This is a genomic window from Actinomadura fibrosa (assembly GCF_900659615.1).
Taxonomy (GTDB): domain Bacteria; phylum Actinomycetota; class Actinomycetes; order Streptosporangiales; family Streptosporangiaceae; genus Spirillospora; species Spirillospora fibrosa.
Genome location: NZ_CAACUY010000103.1, coordinates 1 through 22,846 on the forward strand (window position 1 = coordinate 1; position 22,846 = coordinate 22,846).

At 72.8% G+C, this 22,846-nt stretch carries 19 protein-coding genes; 7 read left to right on the plus strand and 12 right to left on the minus strand.

Features of this window, described 5'->3' with window-relative positions:
* The first annotated feature begins 201 nt into the window (after positions 1–201).
* Positions 202–2,793, plus strand: a complete 2,592-nt coding sequence (locus tag E1300_RS28185) for a DUF4132 domain-containing protein (protein ID WP_131760112.1) — start codon at positions 202–204, stop codon at positions 2,791–2,793.
* Positions 2,794–2,884: 91 nt separating this feature from the next.
* On the opposite strand, the gene E1300_RS28190 is transcribed toward E1300_RS28185, so the two are convergent.
* Entirely contained in the window at positions 2,885–4,405 is a 1,521-nt protein-coding gene (locus tag E1300_RS28190) for an alpha/beta fold hydrolase (RefSeq protein WP_131760113.1), read from the minus strand.
* Positions 4,406–4,879: 474 nt separating this feature from the next.
* On the opposite strand from E1300_RS28190, the gene E1300_RS28195 reads away from it, so the two are divergent.
* From E1300_RS28195 to E1300_RS54050, 3 genes are all read left to right on the plus strand, one after another.
* The gene (locus tag E1300_RS28195) at positions 4,880–5,446 is read left to right on the plus strand and encodes a TetR/AcrR family transcriptional regulator (protein ID WP_131760114.1); all 567 of its coding nucleotides are present in this window, start codon (positions 4,880–4,882) and stop codon (positions 5,444–5,446) included.
* A 40-nt stretch (positions 5,447–5,486) separates the two neighbouring features.
* Positions 5,487–6,239 carry a (R)-mandelonitrile lyase gene (locus tag E1300_RS28200; RefSeq protein ID WP_131760115.1) on the plus strand — a complete coding sequence of 251 codons (753 nt, stop codon included), beginning with the start codon at positions 5,487–5,489 and terminating at the stop codon, positions 6,237–6,239.
* An 88-nt stretch (positions 6,240–6,327) separates the two neighbouring features.
* On the plus strand, positions 6,328–6,798 hold the full coding sequence (locus tag E1300_RS54050; RefSeq protein WP_370785229.1) for a transposase domain-containing protein: 471 nt from the start codon (positions 6,328–6,330) through the stop codon (positions 6,796–6,798).
* A gap of 910 nt (positions 6,799–7,708) precedes the next feature.
* Here the strand turns inward: E1300_RS54050 and E1300_RS28210 are convergent.
* Complete coding sequence (locus E1300_RS28210) at positions 7,709–9,802, minus strand: RecQ family ATP-dependent DNA helicase (RefSeq protein ID WP_131760117.1); 2,094 nt, start codon at positions 9,800–9,802, stop codon at positions 7,709–7,711.
* A gap of 141 nt (positions 9,803–9,943) precedes the next feature.
* On the opposite strand from E1300_RS28210, the gene E1300_RS28215 reads away from it, so the two are divergent.
* The 3 genes from E1300_RS28215 to E1300_RS28225 are packed head-to-tail and all read left to right on the plus strand — an operon-like array spanning position 9,944 to position 12,991.
* The gene (locus E1300_RS28215; protein WP_242619439.1) at positions 9,944–11,314 is read left to right on the plus strand and encodes a threonine/serine exporter family protein; all 1,371 of its coding nucleotides are present in this window, start codon (positions 9,944–9,946) and stop codon (positions 11,312–11,314) included.
* Positions 11,315–11,369: 55 nt separating this feature from the next.
* A complete protein-coding gene (locus tag E1300_RS28220) occupies positions 11,370–11,696 on the plus strand; it encodes a DUF8820 family protein (RefSeq protein WP_131760118.1) in 327 nt (108 codons plus the stop codon).
* Positions 11,697–11,704: 8 nt separating this feature from the next.
* On the plus strand, positions 11,705–12,991 hold the full coding sequence (locus E1300_RS28225; protein ID WP_131760119.1) for a DUF6745 domain-containing protein: 1,287 nt from the start codon (positions 11,705–11,707) through the stop codon (positions 12,989–12,991).
* Between the two features lie 179 nt (positions 12,992–13,170).
* Here the strand turns inward: E1300_RS28225 and E1300_RS28230 are convergent, their stop codons facing one another.
* The 10 genes from E1300_RS28230 to E1300_RS28275 form a co-directional block, all read right to left on the minus strand.
* Positions 13,171–13,557 carry an ATP-binding protein gene (locus tag E1300_RS28230; RefSeq protein WP_165503033.1) on the minus strand — a complete coding sequence of 129 codons (387 nt, stop codon included), beginning with the start codon at positions 13,555–13,557 and terminating at the stop codon, positions 13,171–13,173.
* Between the two features lie 367 nt (positions 13,558–13,924).
* Positions 13,925–14,779 carry an STM4011 family radical SAM protein gene (locus E1300_RS28235; RefSeq protein ID WP_131760121.1) on the minus strand — a complete coding sequence of 285 codons (855 nt, stop codon included), beginning with the start codon at positions 14,777–14,779 and terminating at the stop codon, positions 13,925–13,927.
* Complete coding sequence (locus E1300_RS28240) at positions 14,779–16,122, minus strand: STM4012 family radical SAM protein (RefSeq protein ID WP_242619440.1); 1,344 nt, start codon at positions 16,120–16,122, stop codon at positions 14,779–14,781. Before E1300_RS28240 ends, E1300_RS28235 begins: the two co-directional genes overlap by 1 nt.
* Positions 16,119–16,919: an STM4013/SEN3800 family hydrolase gene (locus tag E1300_RS28245; protein WP_131760122.1), complete on the minus strand. Its 801-nt coding sequence runs from the start codon at positions 16,917–16,919 to the stop codon at positions 16,119–16,121. Before E1300_RS28245 ends, E1300_RS28240 begins: the two co-directional genes overlap by 4 nt.
* Positions 16,907–18,004 carry an STM4014 family protein gene (locus E1300_RS28250; RefSeq protein WP_131760123.1) on the minus strand — a complete coding sequence of 366 codons (1,098 nt, stop codon included), beginning with the start codon at positions 18,002–18,004 and terminating at the stop codon, positions 16,907–16,909. The genes E1300_RS28245 and E1300_RS28250 overlap by 13 nt, the downstream gene beginning before the upstream one ends.
* Positions 18,001–18,957: an STM4015 family protein gene (locus E1300_RS28255; RefSeq protein WP_131760124.1), complete on the minus strand. Its 957-nt coding sequence runs from the start codon at positions 18,955–18,957 to the stop codon at positions 18,001–18,003. The genes E1300_RS28250 and E1300_RS28255 overlap by 4 nt, the downstream gene beginning before the upstream one ends.
* Entirely contained in the window at positions 18,954–19,886 is a 933-nt protein-coding gene (locus E1300_RS28260; protein WP_131760125.1) for an STM4015 family protein, read from the minus strand. The genes E1300_RS28255 and E1300_RS28260 overlap by 4 nt, the downstream gene beginning before the upstream one ends.
* A 145-nt stretch (positions 19,887–20,031) precedes the next feature.
* Positions 20,032–20,850, minus strand: coding sequence for a MetQ/NlpA family ABC transporter substrate-binding protein (locus E1300_RS28265; RefSeq protein ID WP_131760126.1), 819 nt, complete (start codon positions 20,848–20,850; stop codon positions 20,032–20,034).
* 41 nt (positions 20,851–20,891) lie between these two features.
* Positions 20,892–21,548, minus strand: coding sequence for a methionine ABC transporter permease (locus E1300_RS28270; protein WP_131760127.1), 657 nt, complete (start codon positions 21,546–21,548; stop codon positions 20,892–20,894).
* A complete protein-coding gene (locus E1300_RS28275) occupies positions 21,545–22,639 on the minus strand; it encodes a methionine ABC transporter ATP-binding protein (RefSeq protein WP_131760128.1) in 1,095 nt (364 codons plus the stop codon). Before E1300_RS28275 ends, E1300_RS28270 begins: the two co-directional genes overlap by 4 nt.
* Between the last annotated feature and the right edge of the window lie 207 nt (positions 22,640–22,846).

A 22,846-nucleotide genomic window follows, 5' to 3' on the forward strand; every position in this document is an offset into this window, starting at 1 on the left:
CACCGGCACGTTCCCCGGCGCGCTGCCCCGCCACGCTCCCCCGGCGCGCTCCCCCGGCGCGCCGCCCCGCCGCGCTCTTCCGCCCGCACCGGCGCCTGCACGGACCCGCAGCTGCGCCCGCACGGCGCACGCAGCGGCGCCCGCTCCGGCGTCGGTTTCGCCCGCTGGAAATGTCGGCCGCGGGGGCTAGCGTGCGGCGCCATGGTCAAGAAGGCGGGCGTTCCGGCCGAGTGGCACGAGCTCATCCATCCGAGGCGCGGCGGCATCCCCGGCCCGGCGATCGTCCCCGACGAGGACGCCGCGCGGCGGGCACGCGACTGGCTGGCCGCGGCCCGTCCGATCGCGGAGGAGATGCTCGGGCACGAGCGGACCGACCCGGAGCTCGGCAAGGCCGTCCAAGCCTGGCTGGACGGCGACCCCGACCCGGCGGGCGCCGCGGCCGTCGCCTCGATCGCCGTCAACCATCTCCCAGACGTCGACGGCGCGGCCTTCCTGGACGCGTGGGTCCTGGACCACGGCCTCGCCTTCGCCGCCTGCGCGGTGACCGAGGCGTCCTCCGTCGCCCTGGGCCCGGCGCCTCGTGTGGCGAGACCCGGCGCCGACGGCGTGATCCGGCTCGTCGCGTACATGACGCCGTCCACGGGGTGGCGCGGCGAGATACGGCGCAGCACGTCCGACGAGTACTTCGGCGCGCCCCAGTGGATCGCCGAGGACGCGGTGACCAAACGGCTCCGCACGCTGCTGGCCGCGGCGCCCGAGACCGAGTACCGCGACGCCGTGGCACGCCTGTCCGCGCACCGCGGCGACGCCCTGAGGCGCCGCACGGCCTCCTACCTCGTCCCGACCGAGTCCGCCTGGACGAGCGAGTCCTTGCAAGACATGTTCGGCGGCTTCGACCACGAGCACGTGCTCTGCTCGCTGTCCACCGCCGCGCACGCCGAGCGGATCGGCTGGACTCCGGTGACCCCGGCCGTGATCGGGACGCTGCTCGACGGGCTGGGCTCGAACGCCCTCCCGCTCCTGGAACGCACGCTCGCCCACGCCTTCAGCAGTACCGAGACCCGCAGGATCATCCTGAAGGCACTCCTGAAGATACCCGACGAGATCGTCTTCCACATGCTGGTCGACTACACGGCCGTGCCGGACGTGCCCGCCACCCTCAAGGAGGCGGCCGACCGCCACCCCGTGCAGGCCATGCACGCGCTGGCACCGCTGGCCGGTGACGGCACCACCCGGGGCCTGCGCGCGGCCGGCATCCTGCGGGAACTGCTGCACACCGACCCGGACCTGCGGGAACTGCTGCCTCCCGGCCCCGCCGAGTCGCTCGCGCCCCGCCCGCCCGTCCCCGACTGCACCGACCTGCCGGACGTCCTCGCGGGCAAGCCGTCCCGCACCTCGAAGGCGGCCTGGGCCGACCCGGCGCTCCTCCCCCGGATCCTCACACGCGGCCGCGACCGGGCACTCCCGGCCGGCGCCACCCGTAGCCTGCTGAACCTGCTCGCCGCGACGGCCCCTGACGTCTCGGCCGTCCGCGATTTCTGCGACCGGCACTCGCTGGCCGAGTTCTCCTGGGCGCTGTTCGAGCGCTGGCACGTGCTCGGCGCGCCGACCAAGCACAGGTGGGCCATGACCCAGCTCGGCCTGCTCGGCGACGACACGACCGTGCGGCGGCTCAGCCCGCTGATCAGGTCCTGGCCGGGCGAGAGCGCGACCGCCCGCGCCACCGCCGCCCTCGACGTCCTCGCCCGGATCGGCTCCGACGTCGCCCTCACCCACCTGTTCGAGCTGACCCGCCGCGGCAAGTACAAGGGCCTCAAGGCGAAGGCGGCCCGCACCATCGACCAGATCGCCGCCGCGCGCGGCATCACACCGGACGCCCTCGCCGACCGCGCCGTCCCCGACTTCGGGCTCGACGCCGAGGGCACCCTCACCCTCGACTACGGCCCGCGCCGGTTCACCGTGACCTTCGACCAGCAGCTCGTCCCGCTGGTCGTGGAGCCGAACGGCAAGGTCCGCAAGAGCGCGCCCAAGCCCGGCCCCAAGGACGACCCGACCCTCGCCCCCGCCGCGCACGCCCTGTTCACCGGCCTCAGGAAGGACCTGCGCACGATCGCCGACCAGGAGATCAGGCGCCTCGAACTGGCGATGATCACCCGGCGGAGCTGGACACCGGACGACCTCCACGCCCTCTTCGTCACCCACCCCCTGCTGGGCCACATCGCCCGCCGCCTCGTGTGGATCACCGATGGCGGCACCGCCTTCCGCGTGGCCGAAGACCGCACCTACGCCGACGTCCACGACGACCCGTTCACCCCGCCGCCGGACGCCCGCGTCAGCATCGCCCACCCGATCCTCCTGGACGACCTCGACACCTGGTCGGAACTGTTCGCCGACTACGAGATCCTCCAGCCGTTCGAGCAGCTCGGACGCCCCTTCCACCGCCTCACCGACGACGAGCGCACCGCCCACCGCCTCACCCGGCTGGAAGGGCTCGTCCTGCCCTACGGAAAGGCCAAAGGACACTCCCAGGGACGCTGGGAATCCCTGAACGCCGACGGCGAGTTCGCGGGCGGCTGGCTCGCCCGCCGCGACCCCACGGGCCTCTACGTCATCGCGGACCTGACCCCCGGCCTCGACTACTACATGTACGGCTCGGGCGAGGACCAGGAGATCAGCGCCCTCTGGGCGGGCCCGGCCCCGTCCCGTTCCCCGGAGAACCCGGTACCGCTCGGCGACGTCGACCCGGTCACCATGAGCGAAGCCATCCACGACCTGACCCGCAGCGCCCTCTGACCAGCACATTCGAGGGCTCAGCGGCGGACGCCTAAAGGCGCACGGCGACGAGGGGGGTGAGCCAGGTGGGACGCGTCGCCGCGGCAGCCACCTAGCGGCGCACGGCGACGGGTGGGATCTGAGCCAGACAAGCAGTGTCGGGAACCCGCAGGTCACGGACGAAACCTGTCTGGATGGCGGCGACGCAACCGCTCGGCTCGGTTTCCGGCACGTGGCCGGTGTTGGGCACTTCCACGACCGCGGCGCGGCGGAACTGGCGCGCGGCCTGGCGGCCCGTCTCCGTCGGGGTGTTCGCGTCCAGATCGCCGGACGTCACCAGCACGGGGACGTCCGGGAACGGCCCGCCGGTCGGCTGGCTCGGGCCGTGGCGGTCGGGCCAGCGGACGCAGGTGTTCCCCAGCTCGTAGCTCATGCTGGTCCAGGCCCGCTTGCCGAAGGGCCGGTAGTCCCGCTCGGCCAGCGCAGCGCGCCCCGCCGCGAACTGCCGGAGCCGCACCGCAGGCGACGCCTCGCGGTCCCACAGCGTCGGGTAGTCGTTGCAGACCACGGTCGCGGCCAGTTCCGGGTTGAAGGGCTGCGCCTCGTCTCGGCGCAGCGCCGACCCGCTCAGCGGCGCCACCTGCCGCGCGGCCTCGATCAGCGGCGCGTCGTCGGAGCGCAGCGCGGCGCGGACCATCGCGGGGACGTCGCCGATACCGGCGGGCGCCGCCTTGGTCGCGTCGTAGACGATGGAGGCCAGCGCGGTGTCGTCCAGCCGCCGCCGCTGCCCGTCCAGCGTGTACGGGATCGGCCGGGCGCGCAGCCGCTGTGCGAGCTGCTCGATGTCGCGCAGCACTTGGTCGCCGTCGCAGGCACCGGCGCTGCGTTGGCACACGAGCCGCAGTGCGCGGCGCGCGGCCCGCACGTTGGGACGCCCCCACATGTCCACGGCGAGCGGATAGGCGCTGGACAGCACGATCGAGCGCACCCGCGTCGGGTGCCGCTGCGCATAGACCGTCATCAGGTAGGTACCGTAGGACTCCCCGATCAGGTCCAGCCGCCCGATCCCCAGCTCGGCCCGGACGGCGTCGATGTCGTCGGCGGTCTCCGCCGAGGTGTAGCCGCGCGCCCTGTCGCGCAACCGCCGACCGCAGTCACCGACCGCCTGGACGAAGGCCTGCCGTGTCGCGGGCGGCGAACCGAGCGTCCCGCAGGCGAGCGGGTCGGAGCGGTTGACTCCGCGCGGGTCGACGAGCAGCAGGTCATGGTCCTTGAGCAGCCCGCCGAACATCCGCGCGTACGCGTCGGCGTACGCGATCGCGGAGTCGCCTGGGCCACCGGGGTTGATCGTCACGGTTCCCTTGGCAGGCCGCGACGTGTCACGGTGCTTGATCAGCACGTAGGCCACCGTGATGCCGCCCAGCCCCGGACGCGCCCGCACCAGCGGCACCCGGATCGTCCCGCACACCGCATCAGACACCGGCACACACCCGTCGGCCGTCTCCCGCGCCACCGTCTGCGCGGTCTTCTGCGTCGTTCCCGCGCGGCCCGCCGGCACGGCGACCATCCCGCCGGCCATCACCGCGGCAAGCCCTACCACCAGAACCCCCGCGGTCTTCGCAAGTAACTTCATGCACCGAAGCGTGGACGACGCGAGATCGACCGCACATCGCCCCGCACGGGGAACCCACAACCCAAACCTGAGAGGGAGAACCTCCCCCGCCCAACCCCCAACCCACCGCCTCATTTCCCCAGCGACAACACCGCGTCCGGATGCTCGCGGCGCAGCACGTCCCGCAAAGCGAGCTCGTGCGCGGGTTCGCGTAGGAGTGCAGGAAGCACACGCCGACCGCGCGGCCCTCCTCGTCCGCGGAACCAGCGCCGCCGCCACCGCCGATCCCTCATCGACCGAGCACAGCTCCACCCACGGCATTTCCTTACGGCCAGCCACAGCGACCTTCCACGTACCGCGCCCACGCGCCACGCCCACGCGCCACGCGCCACGCCCACGCGCCACGCGCCACGCCCACGCGCCGTGCCCACGCGCCGTGCCCGCGCGCCGTGCCCGCGTCGTGATTCTGTACCTATCAGTATGTACACTGGGCTCGTGAGCACGAGGGAACGCCTTATCGAGAGCACCCGCACCCTGCTGTGGGAGCGCGGCTACGTCGGGACCAGCCCGAAGAGCATCCAGCAGTTGGCCGACGCCGGCCAGGGCAGCATGTACCACCACTTCTCCGGCAAGGAGAAGCTGGCACGGGCCGCCATCGACCGCACGGCCGAGGAGATGCGCGCCGGCGTAGACGCTCAGCTCTCCGGTCCGGGCACTGCTCTAGAGCGCATCTCGGCCTACCTCCGTCGTGAGCGCGACATCCTGAAGGGCTGTCCGATCGGCCGGCTGACCCAGGATCCGGACGTCATGGCCGCACCCGTCCTCCGGGAGCCGGTCGAGGAGACCTTCGCCTGGCTGCGCAGCCGCCTGGCGGGCGTGGTGACGGAAGGCGTGGAAGCCGGAGAGCTGAGCCCGGCCATCGACCCGGCGGCCACAGCGTCGGCCATCGTCGCCGCACTTCAGGGCGGCTACGTCCTCGCCCGGGCCGCGGACAGCGCACAGCCCTTCGACCAGGCGATCGAGGGCACCCTCGCGCTGCTCGGCGCGTCTGCCGTCCGCTGATCACCGAACACCCCCCGAGATCAAAGGAAGCACGAGAAGCATGCGCATATCCCGCGCCCCGCGCACCGGGGAGTCCGTTTCGTCCGAGTGGATCACCGGCGACGCCCGCGTCGAAGAACTCGCCACCCCCGACGGCCCGTCGCGTACGCGGGTCGACAGCGTCCGCTTCGCGCCCGGAGCCCGCACGCGCTGGCATCGTCACCCGATCGGGCAGGTACTCGTGGTCACCGAAGGCACGGGGCTCGTGCAGCGCCGCGGTGGAGAGATCGAGACCATCGGCACGGGCGACGCCGTGCTGATCGAGGCCGACGAGTGGCATTGGCACGGCGCGACGCTCGATGGCGCGATGACCCATCTGGCCATTGAGGAACTGCCCGAGGACGGGAGGACGGCGCAGTTCGGCGAGACCGTGACGGACGCCGAATACAGCAGCCGGGCCGGAGAACGGACCGAGCCGACGCCGCCGGTCAGCCGTGCCATCGTCATGGACCAGGAACTGCCGGAAACGCTGGCCGCCCAGCGCGTCGAGGTCCGGCGGATCACTATCGCACCCAGGTACGCCGGTGGGCTGCACATCCACAACGGGCCGGTCTTCGGCAGCATCGAGACCGGCTCGGCGGTCTACCAGATCGAGGGCGAGCCCGAGGCCGTGCTCAAGCCCGGCGATGTGTTCTACGAACCCGAGGGCGTCCGCATCGCACGCTTCGACGCGCAAGAGGATGGCGTGACCTTCCTCGGGTACTTCCTGCTCGCCGACGGCGTGAACCCCGAGCTCGCCTTCCCCGAAGCCTGATAAGCGCCCTACGAGCGCTCCGCTGCTGGATCAAGCTGCCACAAGACGGACGATCAGGGTAGCGGCCGGGGCGTTCGGGCTTGGCCATATCGGCGAGCTGACCCGGAGCGTGCCGTTCGAGATGGTCGATGACGTGCTGGACAGCGCCCGGTCGGTGCAGGAGCGCATCCGGCTGCCGCCGGCGCGGGTGGTGGTGTGTCTGCTGCCGGCCGGGGCGCTGTTCGGCGAGTTGGGCTGTTCGGCGAGTTGGGCTGGCCGGCGAGTTGGGCTGGCCGGCGAGTTGGGCTGGCCGGCGAGTTGGGCTGGCCGGCGAGTTGGGCTGGCCGGGGTGTGGGACCGGGTGTGTGCCGGGCTGGGCGCGCTGGCTCCCGTCCGCCCAAGCGACAGCACGTTGCGGCAAGCACGACAGCGTCTGCGGGCCGCGCCGTCGCAGCGCTGTTCGAGTTTCCGGCAGGCTCAGCGGCCTCGACAGCGACGGCTGCGGTGCGCTATCGCGGGCTGCTCGTGGTCGCGATCGATGGCACTCAGGCCGCAGTGCCGGACTCGGCGGCGAACCTGAAGGTGTCTCGTCAAGCAGGGGTGCTTCAACGGCGCTCGGGACACCCTTCGCTGCGGCGTGTCGCGCTGGTGGCCTGCGCCCAGACGGGGCACGGCCACCGGAAAGGGTCGCGTTCACTCGCAGGGATGCACAACGAAGGGGCCGCGTTCCCCGCAGGGATGGATAACGGAGGAGTCGCGTTCGCCCGGGGGGATGGACAGCGGCGGGGGGCGTGTGGTCGGTGCGGGTTGTGGGTTGCTGCTCGTCCAGCGGGATGCTCTCGCCTGCCGGGCTCGTGCCGCCGGAGTGTCCGGTGGGCGTCCTCCTGCTGTCCTGGTCGAGACGAGCAGGGTGACCGAGGGTCGGACGTAGCGTCGGCGCCTGCCGGCAACGATCCCCAGGAGGCGGCTTTGCGCGCATCGGGAAATCGAGTCCTCGTCCTCGCGGCGACCGCGGTCGCTGCCACGTTCTTCGCTTCGGCACCCGCCTCGGCGGCCGCACAGCCGGCGGCCCCGCACTCCACGAGCCTCAAGGCCGCCGGTTACTCGTACTGGGGTCATTTCAGCAGCCTCGACAAGTGTCTGGCCACCGGAGACGCGGGGCACGACGCCGGCCACTGGAGGAACTGGTACTGCGACTACCCCTCGGGCGGTGGTCACAACTTGTGGGTCGAGTACTACTGACGCGGGCCTCCGGAGTGTTGCCCGCCTCCGCGGGCGACACTCCGGCCGTCCGGCTTCGCCGGGGCGGTCACGACACCCTGATGACCCCGCTCCTGTAGCTGCCCCGCGGAGGGGGGTGGGCCGTCTCACTGACGACGAGGCCGCGAGGTGGTGATCGGGCGTCGCGCAGAGGACAGCTGACCTGCGGGGTGGGGAGGACGTGTCTCAAAGTCGACTGCCCTCCTGCGCGACGCCCATTGCGGGGCGCTCTAGTTGGGGGTGGCCAGGGTTAGGGGGAGGACGGCTGGGGCGCCTGCTTCGCGGAGGAGGCGGGCGGCCACGGTCATGGTCCAGCCGGTGTCGACGCGGTCGTCGACCAGGAGGACGGGGCCGGGGCTGTCGGGGAGGACGGCGGCCAGGTCGGGTGGGACGGCCAGGGCGTTCCAGACGGAGCGGAGGCGCTGGGCGCTGTTGTGGCGGCGCGGGACGGGTTCGCCGGTGGGGACGAGCTCGCCGAGGTAGGGCAGGCGGCCGATCTCGGCGATGCCGCGGCCGAAGCCGGTGACGAGCCGCGGGCGGGAGTGCGAGCCGATCGTGACGACGCCGGTGGGGCGGGCGGCCCAGTCCCAGGCGGCGAGGACCTTGACGACGGCGTCCATCATGTCGGCGGGGACGTCGGTGTCGCCGGCGGCGAACAGATCGCGCAGGCGGTTGCCCCAGCCGATGTCGGTGAGGCGGCCGAGGGCGCGGCCGGTCTCGGCGAGATGCTCGGGTTTGATGCGGCCGGACACGCCGAGGTCGTCCTTGACGCCGGTGGGCCACATGCGGCGGGGCGCGATGTCGACGCCGGGGCGGTGCAGGCGGTCGCGGGCCCGGGCCGTGCCCTCGGAGGAGACGTCGGCGGGCCAGTGGTTCCCGGTGCAGTTGTCGCAGCGGCCGCACAGGGCGGCGGCGGGGTCGTCGAGCTGGTCGCGGAGGAACCGCTCGCGGCAGCCGGTGGTGGCGATGTAGTCGAGCATGGCCTGCTGCTCGCGGCGGCGCTCGGCGGTGACGCGCTCGTAGCGCTCGCGGTCGTAGGACCAGGGCCGGCCGGTGGCGGTCCAGCCGCCCTTGACCCGGCGGACGGCGCCGTCGACGTCGAGGACCTTGAGCATCATCTCCAGGCGGGCGCGGTTGAGGTCGACCTGCGGTTCGAGGGCGCTGGTGGACAGGGGGCGGCCGGCCGTTTCGAGGACGTCGAGGGTGCCGCGGACGATGTGCTCGGGCGGGAAGGCGAGGCCGGCGAAGTAGGCCCAGATGTCGCGGTCCTCGGGGCCGGGCAGGAGGATGACCTCGGCGCGGTCGACGCCGCGGCCGGCGCGGCCGATCTGCTGGTAGTAGGCGACCGGGGACTGCGGGGCGCCGACGTGGACGATGAAGCCGAGGTCGGGCTTGTCGAAGCCCATGCCGAGCGCGCTGGTGGCGACGAGGGCCTTGAGCCTGTTGTCCTGGAGGTCCTGCTCGGCCTGGAGCCGCTCGGCCTGCTCGGTCTGGCCGGAGTAGGCGGCGACCTCGTGGCCGCGCTCGCGGAGGTAGCCGGTGATCTCGTGGGCGGCGGCGACGGTGAGGGTGTAGATGATGCCGGAGCCCGGCAGGTCGCCGAGGTGCTCGCCGAGCCAGGCGATGCGCTGCTCGGCGGTGGGCAGCGTGACGACGGCGAGCCGCAGCGACTCGCGTTCGAGGGGGCCGCGCAGGACGAGGGCGTCGTCGCCGGCGAGCTGCTCGGCGACGTCCTGCGTGACGCGGGCGTTGGCGGTGGCGGTGGTCGCGAGGACGGGGATGCCGGGCGGCAGCTCGGCGAGCAGGGTGCGCAGGCGGCGGTAGTCGGGGCGGAAGTCGTGGCCCCAGTCGGAGATGCAGTGCGCCTCGTCGACGACGACGAGGCCGGCGCCCGCGGCGAGCTTGGGCAGGACGAGGTCGCGGAAGTCGGGGTTGTTGAGCCGCTCGGGGCTGACGAGCAGGACGTCGACGTCGCCGGCCTCGACCTCGGCGAAGATCCGCTCCCAGTCGTCGGTGTTGGCGGAGTTGATGGTGCGGGCGGAGATGCCGGCCCGGTCGGCGGCCTCGATCTGGTTGCGCATCAGCGCGAGCAGCGGGGAGACGATCACGGTGGGGCCGGCGCCGCGCTCGCGGAGGAGGCGGGTGGCGACGAAGTAGACGGCGGACTTGCCCCAGCCGGTGCGCTGGACGACCAGGGCCCGGCGCCGCTCGACGACCAGGGCGTGGATCGCGGTCCACTGGTCGTCGCGGAGCCGCGCGCGGTCGCCGGCGAGGGCGCGCAGGCACCGCTCGGCCTCGTTGCGGAGTCCCTCGTTGGTGCTCATCCCCCTTTGGTATCAGCGCCGCGAGACCACTCGCACCCGAACCGCGTTCTGGGGATAACCCCGCGTGATCGCGGACGGCGGCGTCCTGGGTAGCCTGCCCGTGCACGATCCGTTACAGCGGGAAAGGGGCACGGGCGGCGGATGGGCGCGGCGGAACGCTTGCGGCGGACCTGGCAGGTGCTGATGGACGGCTCGCCTCCCGAGCCGCCCGAGGACGACCCGGGCGAGATCGTCGATCCGCGGGCCGTCGACCTCGTCCTCCGCGTGGGCGAACTGCTGCTGGCGAGCGGGGAGACGACCGAGCGGGTCAACGAGGCCATGCTCAGCCTGGCCCTGGCCTACGAGCTGCCGCGCTGCGAGGTGCAGGTCACGCTGACCAGCCTCCTGGTCAGCACCCACCCGGGCAAGGGCGCGGTCCCGGTGACGGGGGCGCGCGCCATCCGGCGCCGCACTCCCGCCTACTGGCGCCTCACCGCGTTGCACGACCTCGTCCAGCAGGCGTCCATCGGCATGCTGGAGCTGGACGAGGCGCACCGGCGGCTCGCGGAGGTCAAGAGGGGGCGCCCGCCGTATCCGGCGTGGCTGCTCGTCATGTCGCTGGGGCTGATCGCGGCGTCCGCGAGCGTGCTGTCGGGCGGCGGGCCGCTCGTCGCGGGGACGGCGTTCGCCGCGACGCTGCTCGGCGACCGCGCGGGGGCCGTGCTGGCGCGGCGCGGCATCGTCGAGTTCTTCCAGCTGGCGGTGGCGGCCGCGATCGGCGCCACGGGCGCGGCGGTGGTGGTGGCGCTGGGCGAACCCGGGCAGGCGGCGACGATCGTCACCGGGGCGATCCTGGCGCTGCTGCCGGGGCGCCCTCTGGTGGCGAGCATCCAGGACGGGATCACCGGCGACCTGGTAAGCGCCGGGGCGCGGCTCCTGGAGGTCTTCTTCATCGTCGCGGCGATCGTGTCGGGGCTGGGCGCGATCGTCTACGCCGCGGTGAAGCTGGACGTGCCGATCGACGTGAGCCACCTGCCGAGCACCCCGGCGACGCTGGAGCCCGTCCCGCTGCTGGCCGCGGCCGCCATCTCGGTGGCGTTCGCGGCGTCGCTCGCGGCGCCGCGGGAGGTCCTGGCCGCGTCGGCGCTCGGCGGTGGGCTGATCTGGGGCCTGTACGTGCTGCTGCTGGGTTGGAACGTTCCGCCCGTGGTGTCCTCGGCGGTGGCGGCCACCGTCGTGGGCGTCCTGTCGAACTGGCTCGCGCGGCGGCACGGTGCCCCGGTGATGCCGTACGTGGTGCCCGCGATCAGCCCGCTGCTCCCCGGCACCATGCTGTACCGGGGGATGGTGGAACTGAACACCGGCGCGCCGCGGACGGGGGTGCTCAGCCTCATCGGGGCGCTGTCGGTGGCACTCGCGCTCGGCGCGGGCGTCAACCTCGGCGGCGAGCTCGTGCGCGCGTTCCAGCGCGTCGGCCTGAGCGCGTCCGGACGCTGGGCCCGTCCGGCGGCCCGCCGTACCCGCGGGATCTGAGCCGGGCGGGACCGGCCGCCGCTGAATTGTCAGTGGCGGCGGATACGTTCCTCCCATGTACCGACAGGGAGACATCCTGATCCTGCCAGTGCCCGAGGAGTCGGTCCCGCAGTCCGTACGGGACCTGCCTCCGGCCCCGCGTGACGGGCGGGGGCGCATGGTCCTGGCACTGGGCGAGGCCACGGGCCACGCGCACGCCCTCTCCGCGCCGGGTTCGCTCCTGCGGGTTCCCGATCCGCTGGCGCCCGACCATCTCCATCTGCCGTCCGGCGGACGTCTGGTGCATGAGGAGCACGCGGCCATCACCCTGCCCAAGGGCTGGTACCGGGTGATCCGGCAGCGCGAGTACGTGCCCGGTTCCGTCCGGGTCGTGGCGGACTGAGGCCCGGCATGGTCACCGGAACGCTGCGTGCGGCGCACTACGTCGTCGCCGACTGGCAGGTGGTCGCGTTCGGCACGGGCGCCGCCGACCGCGACCGGGCGGAGGCGGGTGTCGCCGCCGCCTACGCCGCCGCCGGTCTCACGGCTCCCGAACGATACGTCTGGGTGCCCTCCCCCGCGCGGGGCGCCGCCGTGGCCGCCGTCCTGGCCGGGCACGAGGAGGCACTGAGGGCGGCCGGGCTGGACGACCTCGTCGACCGCGCTCTGGCCGACCTCCAAGAGGGTGACTCCGACTCAGCGAGCACATCCCCTCCCAACGGGACGCTCGACTCCAGCCACACGTCCGCCCTCACCGAGACACGCGGTGTCGGCGGGACGGCTGATTCCAGTGGGAGCCGTGACTTCGTCAGGGTGAGCGCGGGTGCGAGCGTTCTGACGGAGGTCCGGACGCGTCCGTGGGAGGCGGAGCGCACCGCGGCCTGCTCCGAACAGGGGCCGGAGCAGTGGCCGCGGGTGTGGGCCGAGACCGGAGGGCTCCTGTGGGAGCAGGTGCAGTCGCTCGTGACGCGCGTGCGCGGCGCCATCGGAGCGATCGCGAGCGGGAGCTCCGCGGCCGAGCGGGCGGGCGGCGATGCCGACTCGTCCGTGCGCGACCGGGCCGAGTCCCTGCTCCGCTCCGCCACGCTCGACGCGGTGCTGGGCCAGCACGAGGCGCCGTGGCTGGCGCTGTTCGAGTCGCTCGGACGGCTCGACGGTCCGCTGGCGGGCCTCGCGCAGGTCGCGCGGTCGGCGGGCTGGTGGTGGCCGTACGAGCGGCTGGTCGTCCTCTCGGAGCGTCCGAGCGAGCTGTACCGCGACGAGCCCGGCAGGCTGCATCGCGGCGACGGTCCGGCCGTCGCCTATCCGGACGGGTTCGCGCTGCACGCCTGGCGCGGCATGCCGATCCCGCCGGATTTCGTCGAGTCGCTGAGCGGGCTCACGCCCGAGCGGATCTCGGCGGAGCAGAACGCGGAGCTGCGCCGGGTGATGCTGGAGGTCTTCGGTTACGACCGCTACCTGGCGGAGACCGGTGCGCGTCCCCTGCACCGGGACGAGACCGGCGTCCTGTGGTCGATCGACCTGCCCGGTGACGAGCCCGTCGTCATGGTGGAGGTGGTCAACTCCACACCGGAGCCGGACGGGACGCACCGCACCTACTACCTTCGCGTTCCGCCCTCCACCCGGACGGCGCGGGCCGGTGTCGCGTGGACGTTCGGCGTCGACGAGGCCGACTACCACCCGGAGAAGCAGACCTGAGCCTCCCAGGCGGCCGGTGAGAGCCGGTCCCGGCGGGTGTCCTTTGGCAGCACTTCCCCTGCCACCAAAGGACACCCGCCCTTACTCGTGAGCGCAGGCTCAAGCGGGGCGGCGCGGGGGCCGTGCGGCCCAGCGGGGCGGCGCGGGGCGGCGCCGGGGGGGCGTGCGGCCCGCGCGGGTCAGAGCTCCGAGGTCTGGGCCCAGGTGACCTTCCCGTCCCGGGTGGTGCGCCAGCCCCACGCGCGTGCCAGCGCTCCGACGAGCTGGAGCCCGCGGCCTCCTTCGGCGTGCGCGTCCGCGGTGACCTCGGCGGGCCCGTCGGGGTTGTCGTCCCACACCTCCACCACCGCCGACTTGTCGTCCGGCAGGTAGAGCACCAGCGTGACGGTGCTGGCGTTGCGGATCGCGTTCGTGACGAGCTCGCTGGTGATGAGCTCGACGTCGCCGTTGGTGTCCGGACGGTCCCAGTCCTCCAGGGCGGTCCGGACGACGTCGCGGGCGGTGCGCACCGCCGCCTCGACCGGGTTCAGCGCGAGGACGAAATGAGGTCGTTCCAGGAAGTTCACAGGCCCGCCTAACGTACGGCCGCGCCGGCGCGGACCACCGCGGTCGGGGCAGCGCCGACCGCCGCCCGCCGGCCGTCCCGCCGCGGCGACGACCGGCCGCCCGCGTCCTTCCAACGGCCGGCTACCCGCAAGCATGCGCCTTCGGCGGCGGACGTGCACGGGGCCAAACAGGCCCTTGACGTGTTGCAACGTGCCAACGCCGATGCCGAATCCCGACACGGTCAGCCACGGACCGGATCCGGGCCGTGAGTAATCGGAGCATCGCACAGTGTGGTCGCGGTGGCGGAGAATTGCAGTCCCGCCCCAAACACCGGCCTCGCCTTCTTAGGGACATCCTCGGGTCGGGTCGGCGGGCCGCATCCCGAAGCTAGATCTGGCGGAGTAGTGAGGGGATGCGCTCAAGGACGCCGCCCGCGAAGGTGTCGTAAAGGCCCAGCGGCTCCAGATGCACGTAGCCGATGTGGCAGTCGCACGTGTCGAGGGGACACGGGCGTGGCGCCAGGGAGTCGAGGTACGACCCGTCGTACAGGTTGCCCAGGACGGCGGGGACGAAGTGGCAGCGGCGGACGGTGCCGTCGCCGTCCACGGACACGACGGTCTCGCCGGTACGGCACGGGAGGCCGCGGCTGGCGTGCGGCAGGCGGCTGACGGGGAAGAGGGGGTCGATGTCCGTCCAGGCGGCGGCCTCGGCGTCGTCGTACACGCGTCCTTCGGCGGCGTTGACCCACAGGTAGGTTCCGGCGGGCAGGTCGGCGCGGAGGCGGCGGGCGGCGGCGAGGTGCTCGGCCTGCCCGACGATGCCGACGCTGAAGCGGATGCCCCGTTCCGCCAGGTCGCGGCACTTGCCGAGGAACCGCTCGTAGGGGACCTGGCCGGGATGGTACGTCGCCCACAGGGCCAGCCGGGACGGGTCGGCGTCGCTCGTCCACGACGTCCGGTGGCTCAGGTTCGTCTGGATCGCGACGCGTTCGACATGCGGGAGGTGGCTCAGCCGGACGAGGGCGTGCCGGTACCAGGACCGGACGAGGCCCTCTCCCCAGGGTGTGAAGAGCACCGAGACAGGGTGGTCGCGGTCCGCGACCCAGGCGGTGAAGCGTTCGAGCGCGGCGCGGTCGGCCCGGAGCTGCTCGGACGTGTCGCGCCGCTTGGCGAACGGGCAGTAGGGGCAGTCGTAGTCGCAGCTCGCGAGCGGGCCCCGGTACAGGATCGTGAGGTGGTCCATCAGCGTGCCTCGTAGGCGTCCATCAGCTCCTGCGCGCGCTGGGAGAACAGGGCCGGGCCTATGGCGTCGGAGTGCGCGAGTCCCTCGGCGGTCAACGCGACTGTGTCGGGCGTCGTCTCCAGCCACCCGGCTTGCTCGAACGCCGCGAGGTCGGCTGTGAAGTCGTCAAGTGGGTCGGTGCCGAAGCGCGCGCGGTAGGAGGTCCGGTTGAGACCGCTCGCCTGGAGGAGAGACTGGAGGAGGTGACGGCGCTTCCGCTCGTCGTCGTTCAGGCGGAAGCCCACGCGTGCGGTAGTGAAGTCGTGCTCACGCACGTACGCGTCGATGATGGAGCGCACCGGGCCGGCACCGACCGCGTACTCGAAGGAGTAGTGCAGGTCGGTGGTGTACGAGCGGGCTCCGCATCCGAGGCCCACCATGCCGTCGGTCTGGCAGCAGTACTCGGTGCCGCCCGCGGCGGCGGACGGCAGCCGGAACATTCGCATGGACACCTGCTCGTATCCGTGGGCGAGCAGGTGGTCCCGCCCGATCCGGTAGAGGGTGAGGCGCTGGTCGTCCCAGTCGCGGGCGCGGCGGCCGAGCCCGGTCAGCGGGCGGACGTAGAGCGGGTAGAGGTAGAGCTCCTCCGGGCGCCAGGCGAGCGCGGCGTTCAGGGAGTGCAGCCACGTCGCCGGGGTCTGGCCGTCGATCCCGTAGATGAGGTCGATGTTCAGCGTGGGGAACCCGGCGGCGCGGATGCGTTCGAGCGCGGCCTCCACCTCGGCGCGCTTCTGCGGACGGACGGCGGCCCTCGCCTCCTCGTCCAGGAAGCTCTGCACGCCGATGGAGACACGCGTCGTCCCTCGTTCGGCGAGGACGCTCAAGCGGTCGGTGGTAGCGGTGGCTGGGGACGTCTCCACTCCGAGGGGGACTTCGCCGAATCCGGGGAACCGGCCCGCGATGTCACACAGGCGCTCCAGTTCGGACGCGTTCAGGTAGGTCGGTGTGCCGCCGCCGAACGCCGCCGTCGCGAACGAGGCACGGTCCCCCGCCTCGCCCCCGGCGGTGTCGAGTGCGTCCAAGACGGCGGTGGCCTGGCGGTCGAGCGCGTTCAGGTAGGCGCCGGTCAGCTCTTCGGGCGCTCCCGTCCGCGTGAAGAGATTGCAGAAGCCGCACCGCATCTCGCAGAAGGGCACGTGGAGGTAGAGGAAGAGGGCGTCGAGCGTCTCCCCCGCCCACACGTCGCTCAGCGGGGGCGCGGGGTCGAGCGGCCGGTAGGCGGTCTTGTGCGGGTACGCGTAGACGTAGCTCTGGTAAGGCCCTGTCGGCTTCAGGCTGGTCGAGGTCAGACCGGTTGGCTTCACGAAAGCACGAACTCCCCGTACGGAACGGTCCACACGACCTCGTGGCCGATGCGGTGCCCGGTGTGGCCGTCCTCCCCGTACGCCGTTCCGTGGTCGGAGCAGACGATCACGAAGCAGGGACGGCGCATCAGGTCGAACAGGCGGCCCAGGTGGGCGTCGACGTGCCGGAGCGCGGCGGCGTGGCTGGCGCGCGTGTCGCCGTGGGCGCGCGTGGCCCCGTCCAGGTAGAACCAGTTGGGCTGGTGCAGGGCGCCGACGTTGAGCAGGAGGAACAGCCTCCGCCCGGCGGGCAGCCGGTCCATGACGGACGCGACGCGGTCGATCTGGTTGGGCAGCGAATCCGGGTCCGCGACGCCGAACTCGGGTTCCCAGTGGCTCTCGGCGAACAGCGACGGCAGGGCCGAGCCGAGCGGGGTCAGCTTGTTGAAGAAGCCGACGCCGCCCACGCATACCGTGTGGTAACCGGCGTCGGCGAGCCCAGACGGAAGGTCTGCCGCGTCGAAGGTCCAGGTGCCGCTCGCCGTCGTCTCGCTGCCCGGGAAGCTCCCGGCGAACAGCCGGGGGTGCGGCCCGGGGGACGCCGGGGTCGGCAGGAACCCGGCGAGCATCGCCGCGTGCGCGGCGTAGGTGAAGCTGCCCGGGGTGTGGCGGCGCTCCCACCGGCCGCCGGGGAGCAGCCCGGCGAGCGTCGGCGTCCCGCCCGCCGCGGCCAGTTCGGCGGCCACGTCGTAGCGCAGCGTGTCGAGCGTCACCAGCAGCACGTCGTGGCTGCCGATCACCTCGTTCATGTCGTACATGCTGGGACGATCTCCGGCGAAGCAGACAAAGTGGCTCTGACCTGGGCAGTGTAGGTGTCGAGTCCCTCCGCCGGGCCGTCGGCGAATCCCGTCAGGCCGGGCAGCAGGTCGCCGAAGGCGTTGACCTCGCAGACCGCGAACCGCTTCATGCCCATGCAGACGAGCAGATCGACGCCCACCATGAGGCTCCCGGGGAAGCACGCGGCGGCCCGCGCGCACACGTCGAGCGCCCGCGTCCACCCGTCTTCGCCCAGCGCGCGCCGCACCGCGTCCAGGTCGCCTCTGGCGCCGCCCAGATGCAGGTTGGTCATCGGACTGCGGCTCGTCCTCACCACCGCGTGGGTCGGTTCACCCCCGATGACGACGACGCGCAGGTCGAAGACCCGTCCGCCCACCGCCGCCTTCGGGAGCCACCGCTCCACGTGCAGGCCGTCCGGCGCCAGCGCGTCGATCAGCGCCGCGACCTCGCGTTCCGTCGCGTAGGTGCGGACCCGCAGCGAGTTGAACGGCCCCTCCGGCGTCATGGCGGCCGACGTGACCGCCCGGACGCGGCGGCCGTCCGGTGCGATCTGCAACGCCACGACCCCGGACGCGGACGAGCCGTGCGCCGGCTTGACGAAGACCCGCCGCTCCTCCGCCTCGTCCATGCGGGCCCGCAGTTCGGCGTAACCCTCGACGGGCGGCAGCGCGGGCGGGACGGGCACTCCGGCCACCCGCAACCGGGCATGCGACCGGCGCTTGTCGAACATGGCCGCGATGTCCTCGACGTCCCCGACGAGCCGCGCACCGGCCCGCCTCACGGAGCCGTCGATCCGCTCCAGCGCCGCCGTGAAGGCGCGGTGCCACGCGGCACCGCCGCCGACACGCGCCGGGTGCCCGGGGCCGCGCAGGAGGGCGTCGGCCTCCGGGTCCTCGCCCGGCGAGTCGATCCGGACCAGGTCCCCCGGGACGGCGCCGACGCCGCCGCCCCGCAGCACGTCCGACCACGGGATGAGTCGCGGCTCGGGCAGCCCGGACGCCCGGCACGCCGCGGCGAACAGCGCGGGCCGCCGGTCGCCGGGCGTGCCGATGACGACGAACCTCATTCCGACACCGCGATGTAGAGCGCGCTGCTCGGCGGATACCCGATGTCGAGCCAGTCGGGCTCGCCGCGGCCGTCGTCCAGATCGACCTCGACGCCGGGGAGGGCGGCCCGCAGCCGCTCCTGCATCTCCCCGGACAGGAAGTGGTGGTGCAGGTCCAGCCTCCGCAGGTGGGTCAGGGGCTGGCCGGTCAGCAGCGCCTCCGCGCCGCGGTCGGTCAGCATCCCCATCGCCAGGCTCAGCGACTCCAGCCGCGCCACGACCGGAGCGGACGCGAGGCCCTCGGCCAGCTCGTCCTGGAAGGGCCCGTTCTCCAGGCCGAGGTGGCGCAGGGCGGGCAGCCGCTCGCCCGTCAGCAGGGGCGCGACGTCGTCGTAGGACGTGGTGCCGTCGTACCACTCGGAGCCGAACCAGAGGTCGAGGTGCTCCAGTGCGGGCAGATCGCTCGCCGCGACCGCCCGCGCGACCTCGGCGGGCAGCCCGCCGGACTCGATCCGCAGCACCTTCAGCCGCTCGCTGCGCAGCGGCTCGAACGCCAGGTCGGAGGCGCCGCGGATCTCCAGGTGCTCCAGATCCGGGTACGCCGCAAGCAGCGGTGTGATGTCGCCGTGCTGGATCCAGGAGATGTGGAGCTCCCAGTCCAGGATGTCGCCGAGGAACAGGGCCCGCAGCCGCGGGAACCGCCCGGCCACCTCGATCAGCAGCGTGTGCAGGTCGAGGTCGTGGTCCCAGTAGCCCACGACCAGGTGGGTGACCTGCGCGGTGTCGACGTTGCCGAGGAACCAGTCGAACGCCTCCGCGAAGGTGCCGATCCACCGGCCGTCGCGTTCCCGCTGGCGAATCGCCCAGGCCACCTCGCCGGGCTCGGGGAGCGGCCCGTCGCCCGGCTCCGGCGGGCCGTCCACGGTGACGGCGCGCAGGCCGGCGAACTCCTCCAGGGGCGCGCTGAGCGTCATTCGGACACCGCGATGTAGTGCCAGTCCCCGTCCGGCTTCTCCTGCTCGTCCAGGTTCACCTCCACGCCGGGCAGCGCGCTCCGGACGCGTTCGACCATGGCGTCGGACAGGAAGTGGTGGTGCAGGTCGAGCGCGCGCAGGTGGGTGAGGGGCTGGCCGGACAGCAGTGCCTCCGCGCCCTGGTCGGTCAGGATGCCCATCGCGAGGCTCAGCGACTCCAGCCGCGCCACGACCGGCGCCCCGGCGACGGCCGCCGCGATCTCGTCCTGGATCTCGGCGTCCTCCAGGCCGAGGTGCCGGAGCGCGGGCAGCCGCTCGCCGCCGAGGATCGGGGCCAGGTCGGCGACGGTGGCGTCACCGCCGTAGTTCTCCTCGCCGAGCCAGAGGTCAAGGTGTTCGAGGTTGGGCAGGTCGCTCGCACCGACCGCCCGGACGATCGGCGCTGGCAGCCCTCCGGACTCCAGCCGCAGCACCTTCAGCCGCTCGCTCCTGATCGGTTCGAGCACGAGGCCCTGCGCGCCGCGGACCTCGAAGCGTTCGAGGCCGGGGAAGGTCTCCAGCAGCGGCGTCACGTCACCGTGCTCGATCCAGGAGATCTCCGACTCCTCCCCGGTGATGTCGCCGAGGAACAGCGCCCGCAGGTTCAAGAGGGACGCGGCGGCGCCGGTGAGCGCGGCCACGGGGTCGCCGGCGCCGTCGTCGTAGGACGCGCCCCAGTAGCCGATGACGAGCGCGGTGACCTCGCGCGTGTCGACCGCGCCGAGGAACCGCGCGAAGACGTCGGCGAAGTCGTCCTCGTCGAAGCCCGTCCCGACGTACCAGGCCGCCTCCGCGGCGGGCGGGAGCCGGTCCTCGTCCGGTCTGGTGTCGCAGCCGAACCTGAACACCGGAAGCCCGGCGTACTCCTCAAGATGCTGATAGATGCCCATGGATCCCCGTTCGTGGATGCGTCGGCAATGTCCTATCAGCACGGACGGACAGACCGGGGCGTTTCAGCCGTGCTCGAACGCCAGGGCGCACGCGAAAGCCCCGGGTGACCGGTATGACCGGCCGCCCGGGGCTCCCCTCACGGGTTCAGGAGATGGCGATGAGCACCGAGCCCTTGTACTTGTCCTCGACGAACTTCTTCACCTCGGGACCGCGGAGCAGCTCGACCAGCTTCTTGACGCGCGGGTCGTCCTTGTTCTCCGGCAGGGTGACGATGCCGTTGGCGTACGGGTTGCCCTCGGCCTTCTCGGCGACGAGCGCGTCCTTGTTCGGGGCGAGGCCGGCCTCGATGGCGTAGTTGCCGTTGATGACCGACAGGTCCACGTCGTCCAGCGAGCGGGGCAGCTGCGCGGCCTTGAGCGGCTTGAACTTCAGGCCCTTGGGGTTGCTCGCGATGTCCCGCTCCGTCGCGCTCGTCGGCGCGTTCGGCTTCAGCGTCAGCACGCCGTTGTCGGCGAGCAGCTTCAGCGAGCGGCCCTCGTTCGCCGGGTCGTTCGGGACCGCGACGGTCGCGCCCTGCGGGACGGCCTGGAGGCTCTTGACCTTCTTGGAGTAGACGCCGAGCGGCTCCAGGTGGACGGGCGCGACGAACGCCAGCTTCGTGCCGGAGCTCTTCTCGAACTCCTGCATGAACGGCACGTGCTGGAAGTAGTTGGCCGTGACCTGCTTCTGCTTCAGCGCGTTGTTGGGCTGGACGTAGTCGTCGAAGGTCACGATGTCCAGCTTCAGCCCGGCCTTGGACGCCAGGTTGTCCTTGACGTACTTCAGGATGTCGCCGTGCGGGACGGGGTTGACCGCGACCTTCAGCGGCGCGTCCGCGTCGTTCGACGCCTCGGACGAGCCGCACGCGGTGAGGCCCGCGAGCAGTCCGACGGAGGCCAGCGCGATGGTGATCTTGCGGAGCACGAGGAGTGCCTTTCTCTATCCGGGTCTTACCCGATGTGCGGTCACTTGTGGGTGAGGCGGCGGGCGGTGAAGTCCCCGATCGCCTGGATGACGAGGACGAGCAGGACGAGCAGCACGACGGTAGCGAGCATGACCTTGCCCTCGAAGCGCTCGTAGCCGTAGACGACCGCGAGGTTGCCGAGCCCGCCGCCGCCGACGGTGCCGGCCATCGCGGTGTAGCCGATCAGCGCGATCACGGTGACGGTCAGCCCGGACACGAGGCCCGGCCGCGCCTCGCGCAGCAGCACCTTGCCGACGATCTCGCGGCGGGTGGCGCCCATCGCGTCCGCGGCGGCGATCACGCCCGGGTCCACCTCGCGCAGCGCGATCTCGACGAGCCGCGCGTAGAAGGGGATCGCGCCGATGGTGAGCGGGACGATCGCGGCCGTGTTGCCGATGCTGGTGCCGACGAGCGCCTGGGTGAACGGGATGATCGCGACCATCAGGATCAGGAACGGCAGCGAGCGGCCGACGTTCACGACGACGCCGAGCACCCGGTTCACCGGCGGCGCCGGCAGCAGCCCGCCGCGCTCGGTGATCACCAGCAGCACGCCGATCAGCAGCCCGAGCACCGCGGTGAACAGCGTCGAGACACCGGTCATGTACAGCGTCTCCCGCGTGGCGGGCCACAGCAGCGGCGTGACCTCGTCCCAGGTCATCGCGCGTCCTCCTCGATGCTCGCGGCGGTCCCGGACGCCCGGTCCGCGCCGGTTCCGGCGGTTCCGGTCCCGGCGGTTCCGGTGTCGGCGGTGCCCGCCGGACCCGCCGCCGTTCTGATCTCGACGGCCAGCCCCGACTCGCGCAGGAACGCGATCGGCTCCGCGTTGGACGCCGGGTCGCCGGGCAGTTCGAGCTGGAGCCGCCCGACGCGCTCGCCGCCGACCGTCTCCACGGCGCCGCCGAGGATGTTCACGTCCAGCGCGTACCTGCGGGCCAGCGCGGACACGAACGGCTGGTCGGTGGCGCCGCCGACGAAGGTGACCTCGATGACGGTCGAGCCGTCCCGCGGCGCGGCGGGCGGCAGCGGGAACAGGCCGCGGGCCAGCTCCGACCCGGGGCGGGCGAGCAGCTCGGTCACCGGCCCCGACTCGGTGAACCGGCCGTCCCGCATGACGGCGGCCGAGTCGCAGATGCGCTTGACCACCTCCATCTCGTGGGTGATGAGCAGGACGGTCAGCCCGAGCCGGCGGTTCAGGTCGCGCAGCAGCTCCAGGATCGAGGCGGTGGTCTCGGGGTCGAGGGCGGACGTCGCCTCGTCCGACAGCAGGACCTTGGGGCGGCCGGCGAGCGCGCGGGCGATGCCGACGCGCTGCTTCTGGCCGCCGGAGATCTGCGCGGGGTAGGCCCGCGCGTGGTCGGTGAGGCCGACGAGGTCCAGCAGCTCGGCGACCCGCGCGGACCGCTCGGCCCGCGGCACGCCCATGACCTCCAGCGGGAACGCGACGTTGCCCGCGACCGTGCGGCTGCCGAGGAGGCCGAAGTGCTGGTGGATCATGCCGATGCCCTGCCGCGCCCGGCGCAGCGCGGCGCCGTTCAGCGTCAGCAGGTCCCGCCCGTCGATCACCACGCGGCCCGCGTCGGGCCGCTCCAGCAGGTTGACGCAGCGCAGCAGGGTGCTCTTGCCGGCGCCGCTGCGTCCGAGCACGCCGAAGATCTCGCCCTCGGGGACGGTGAGGTCGACGCCGTCGACGGCGGTCACCTCGCGCCCGCGGGCGCGGTAGACCTTCCGGAGTTTTTCGATCTGGATCACAGGGAATCGTCCGTGCGTGCGGGCGCCGCCACGGGCGGCGACGGTGCGGGCGTGGATGGTCGGCCCTCAGCGGGAAGGGCGTGCTCGTACCGGGGCGGAGCGCTCAGGCCATGGCGTCGGCCGGCGCCCCGCGGGGGGCGCGGTCAGGCGCGTCCCGGCGGGTACGGGGCGTTGCTCAGCAGGTGGCGTCGGAAGTTCATGCGCGGC

Excerpts from the sequence above, each read along its gene's own strand:
- E1300_RS28185 (WP_131760112.1), top strand. The coding sequence starts at position 202 with ATGGTCAAGAAGGCGGGCGTTCCGGCCGAGTGGCACGAGCTCATCCAT.
- E1300_RS28190 (WP_131760113.1), bottom strand. The coding sequence starts at position 4,405 with ATGAAGTTACTTGCGAAGACCGCGGGGGTTCTGGTGGTAGGGCTTGCC.
- E1300_RS28200 (WP_131760115.1), top strand. The coding sequence starts at position 5,487 with ATGCGCATATCCCGCGCCCCGCGCACCGGGGAGTCCGTTTCGTCCGAG.
- E1300_RS28210 (WP_131760117.1), bottom strand. The coding sequence starts at position 9,802 with ATGAGCACCAACGAGGGACTCCGCAACGAGGCCGAGCGGTGCCTGCGC.
- E1300_RS28215 (WP_242619439.1), top strand. The coding sequence starts at position 9,944 with ATGGGCGCGGCGGAACGCTTGCGGCGGACCTGGCAGGTGCTGATGGAC.
- E1300_RS28220 (WP_131760118.1), top strand. The coding sequence starts at position 11,370 with ATGTACCGACAGGGAGACATCCTGATCCTGCCAGTGCCCGAGGAGTCG.
- E1300_RS28225 (WP_131760119.1), top strand. The coding sequence starts at position 11,705 with ATGGTCACCGGAACGCTGCGTGCGGCGCACTACGTCGTCGCCGACTGG.
- E1300_RS28235 (WP_131760121.1), bottom strand. The coding sequence starts at position 14,779 with ATGGACCACCTCACGATCCTGTACCGGGGCCCGCTCGCGAGCTGCGAC.
- E1300_RS28245 (WP_131760122.1), bottom strand. The coding sequence starts at position 16,919 with ATGTACGACATGAACGAGGTGATCGGCAGCCACGACGTGCTGCTGGTG.
- E1300_RS28250 (WP_131760123.1), bottom strand. The coding sequence starts at position 18,004 with ATGAGGTTCGTCGTCATCGGCACGCCCGGCGACCGGCGGCCCGCGCTG.
- E1300_RS28255 (WP_131760124.1), bottom strand. The coding sequence starts at position 18,957 with ATGACGCTCAGCGCGCCCCTGGAGGAGTTCGCCGGCCTGCGCGCCGTC.
- E1300_RS28260 (WP_131760125.1), bottom strand. The coding sequence starts at position 19,886 with ATGGGCATCTATCAGCATCTTGAGGAGTACGCCGGGCTTCCGGTGTTC.
- E1300_RS28270 (WP_131760127.1), bottom strand. The coding sequence starts at position 21,548 with ATGACCTGGGACGAGGTCACGCCGCTGCTGTGGCCCGCCACGCGGGAG.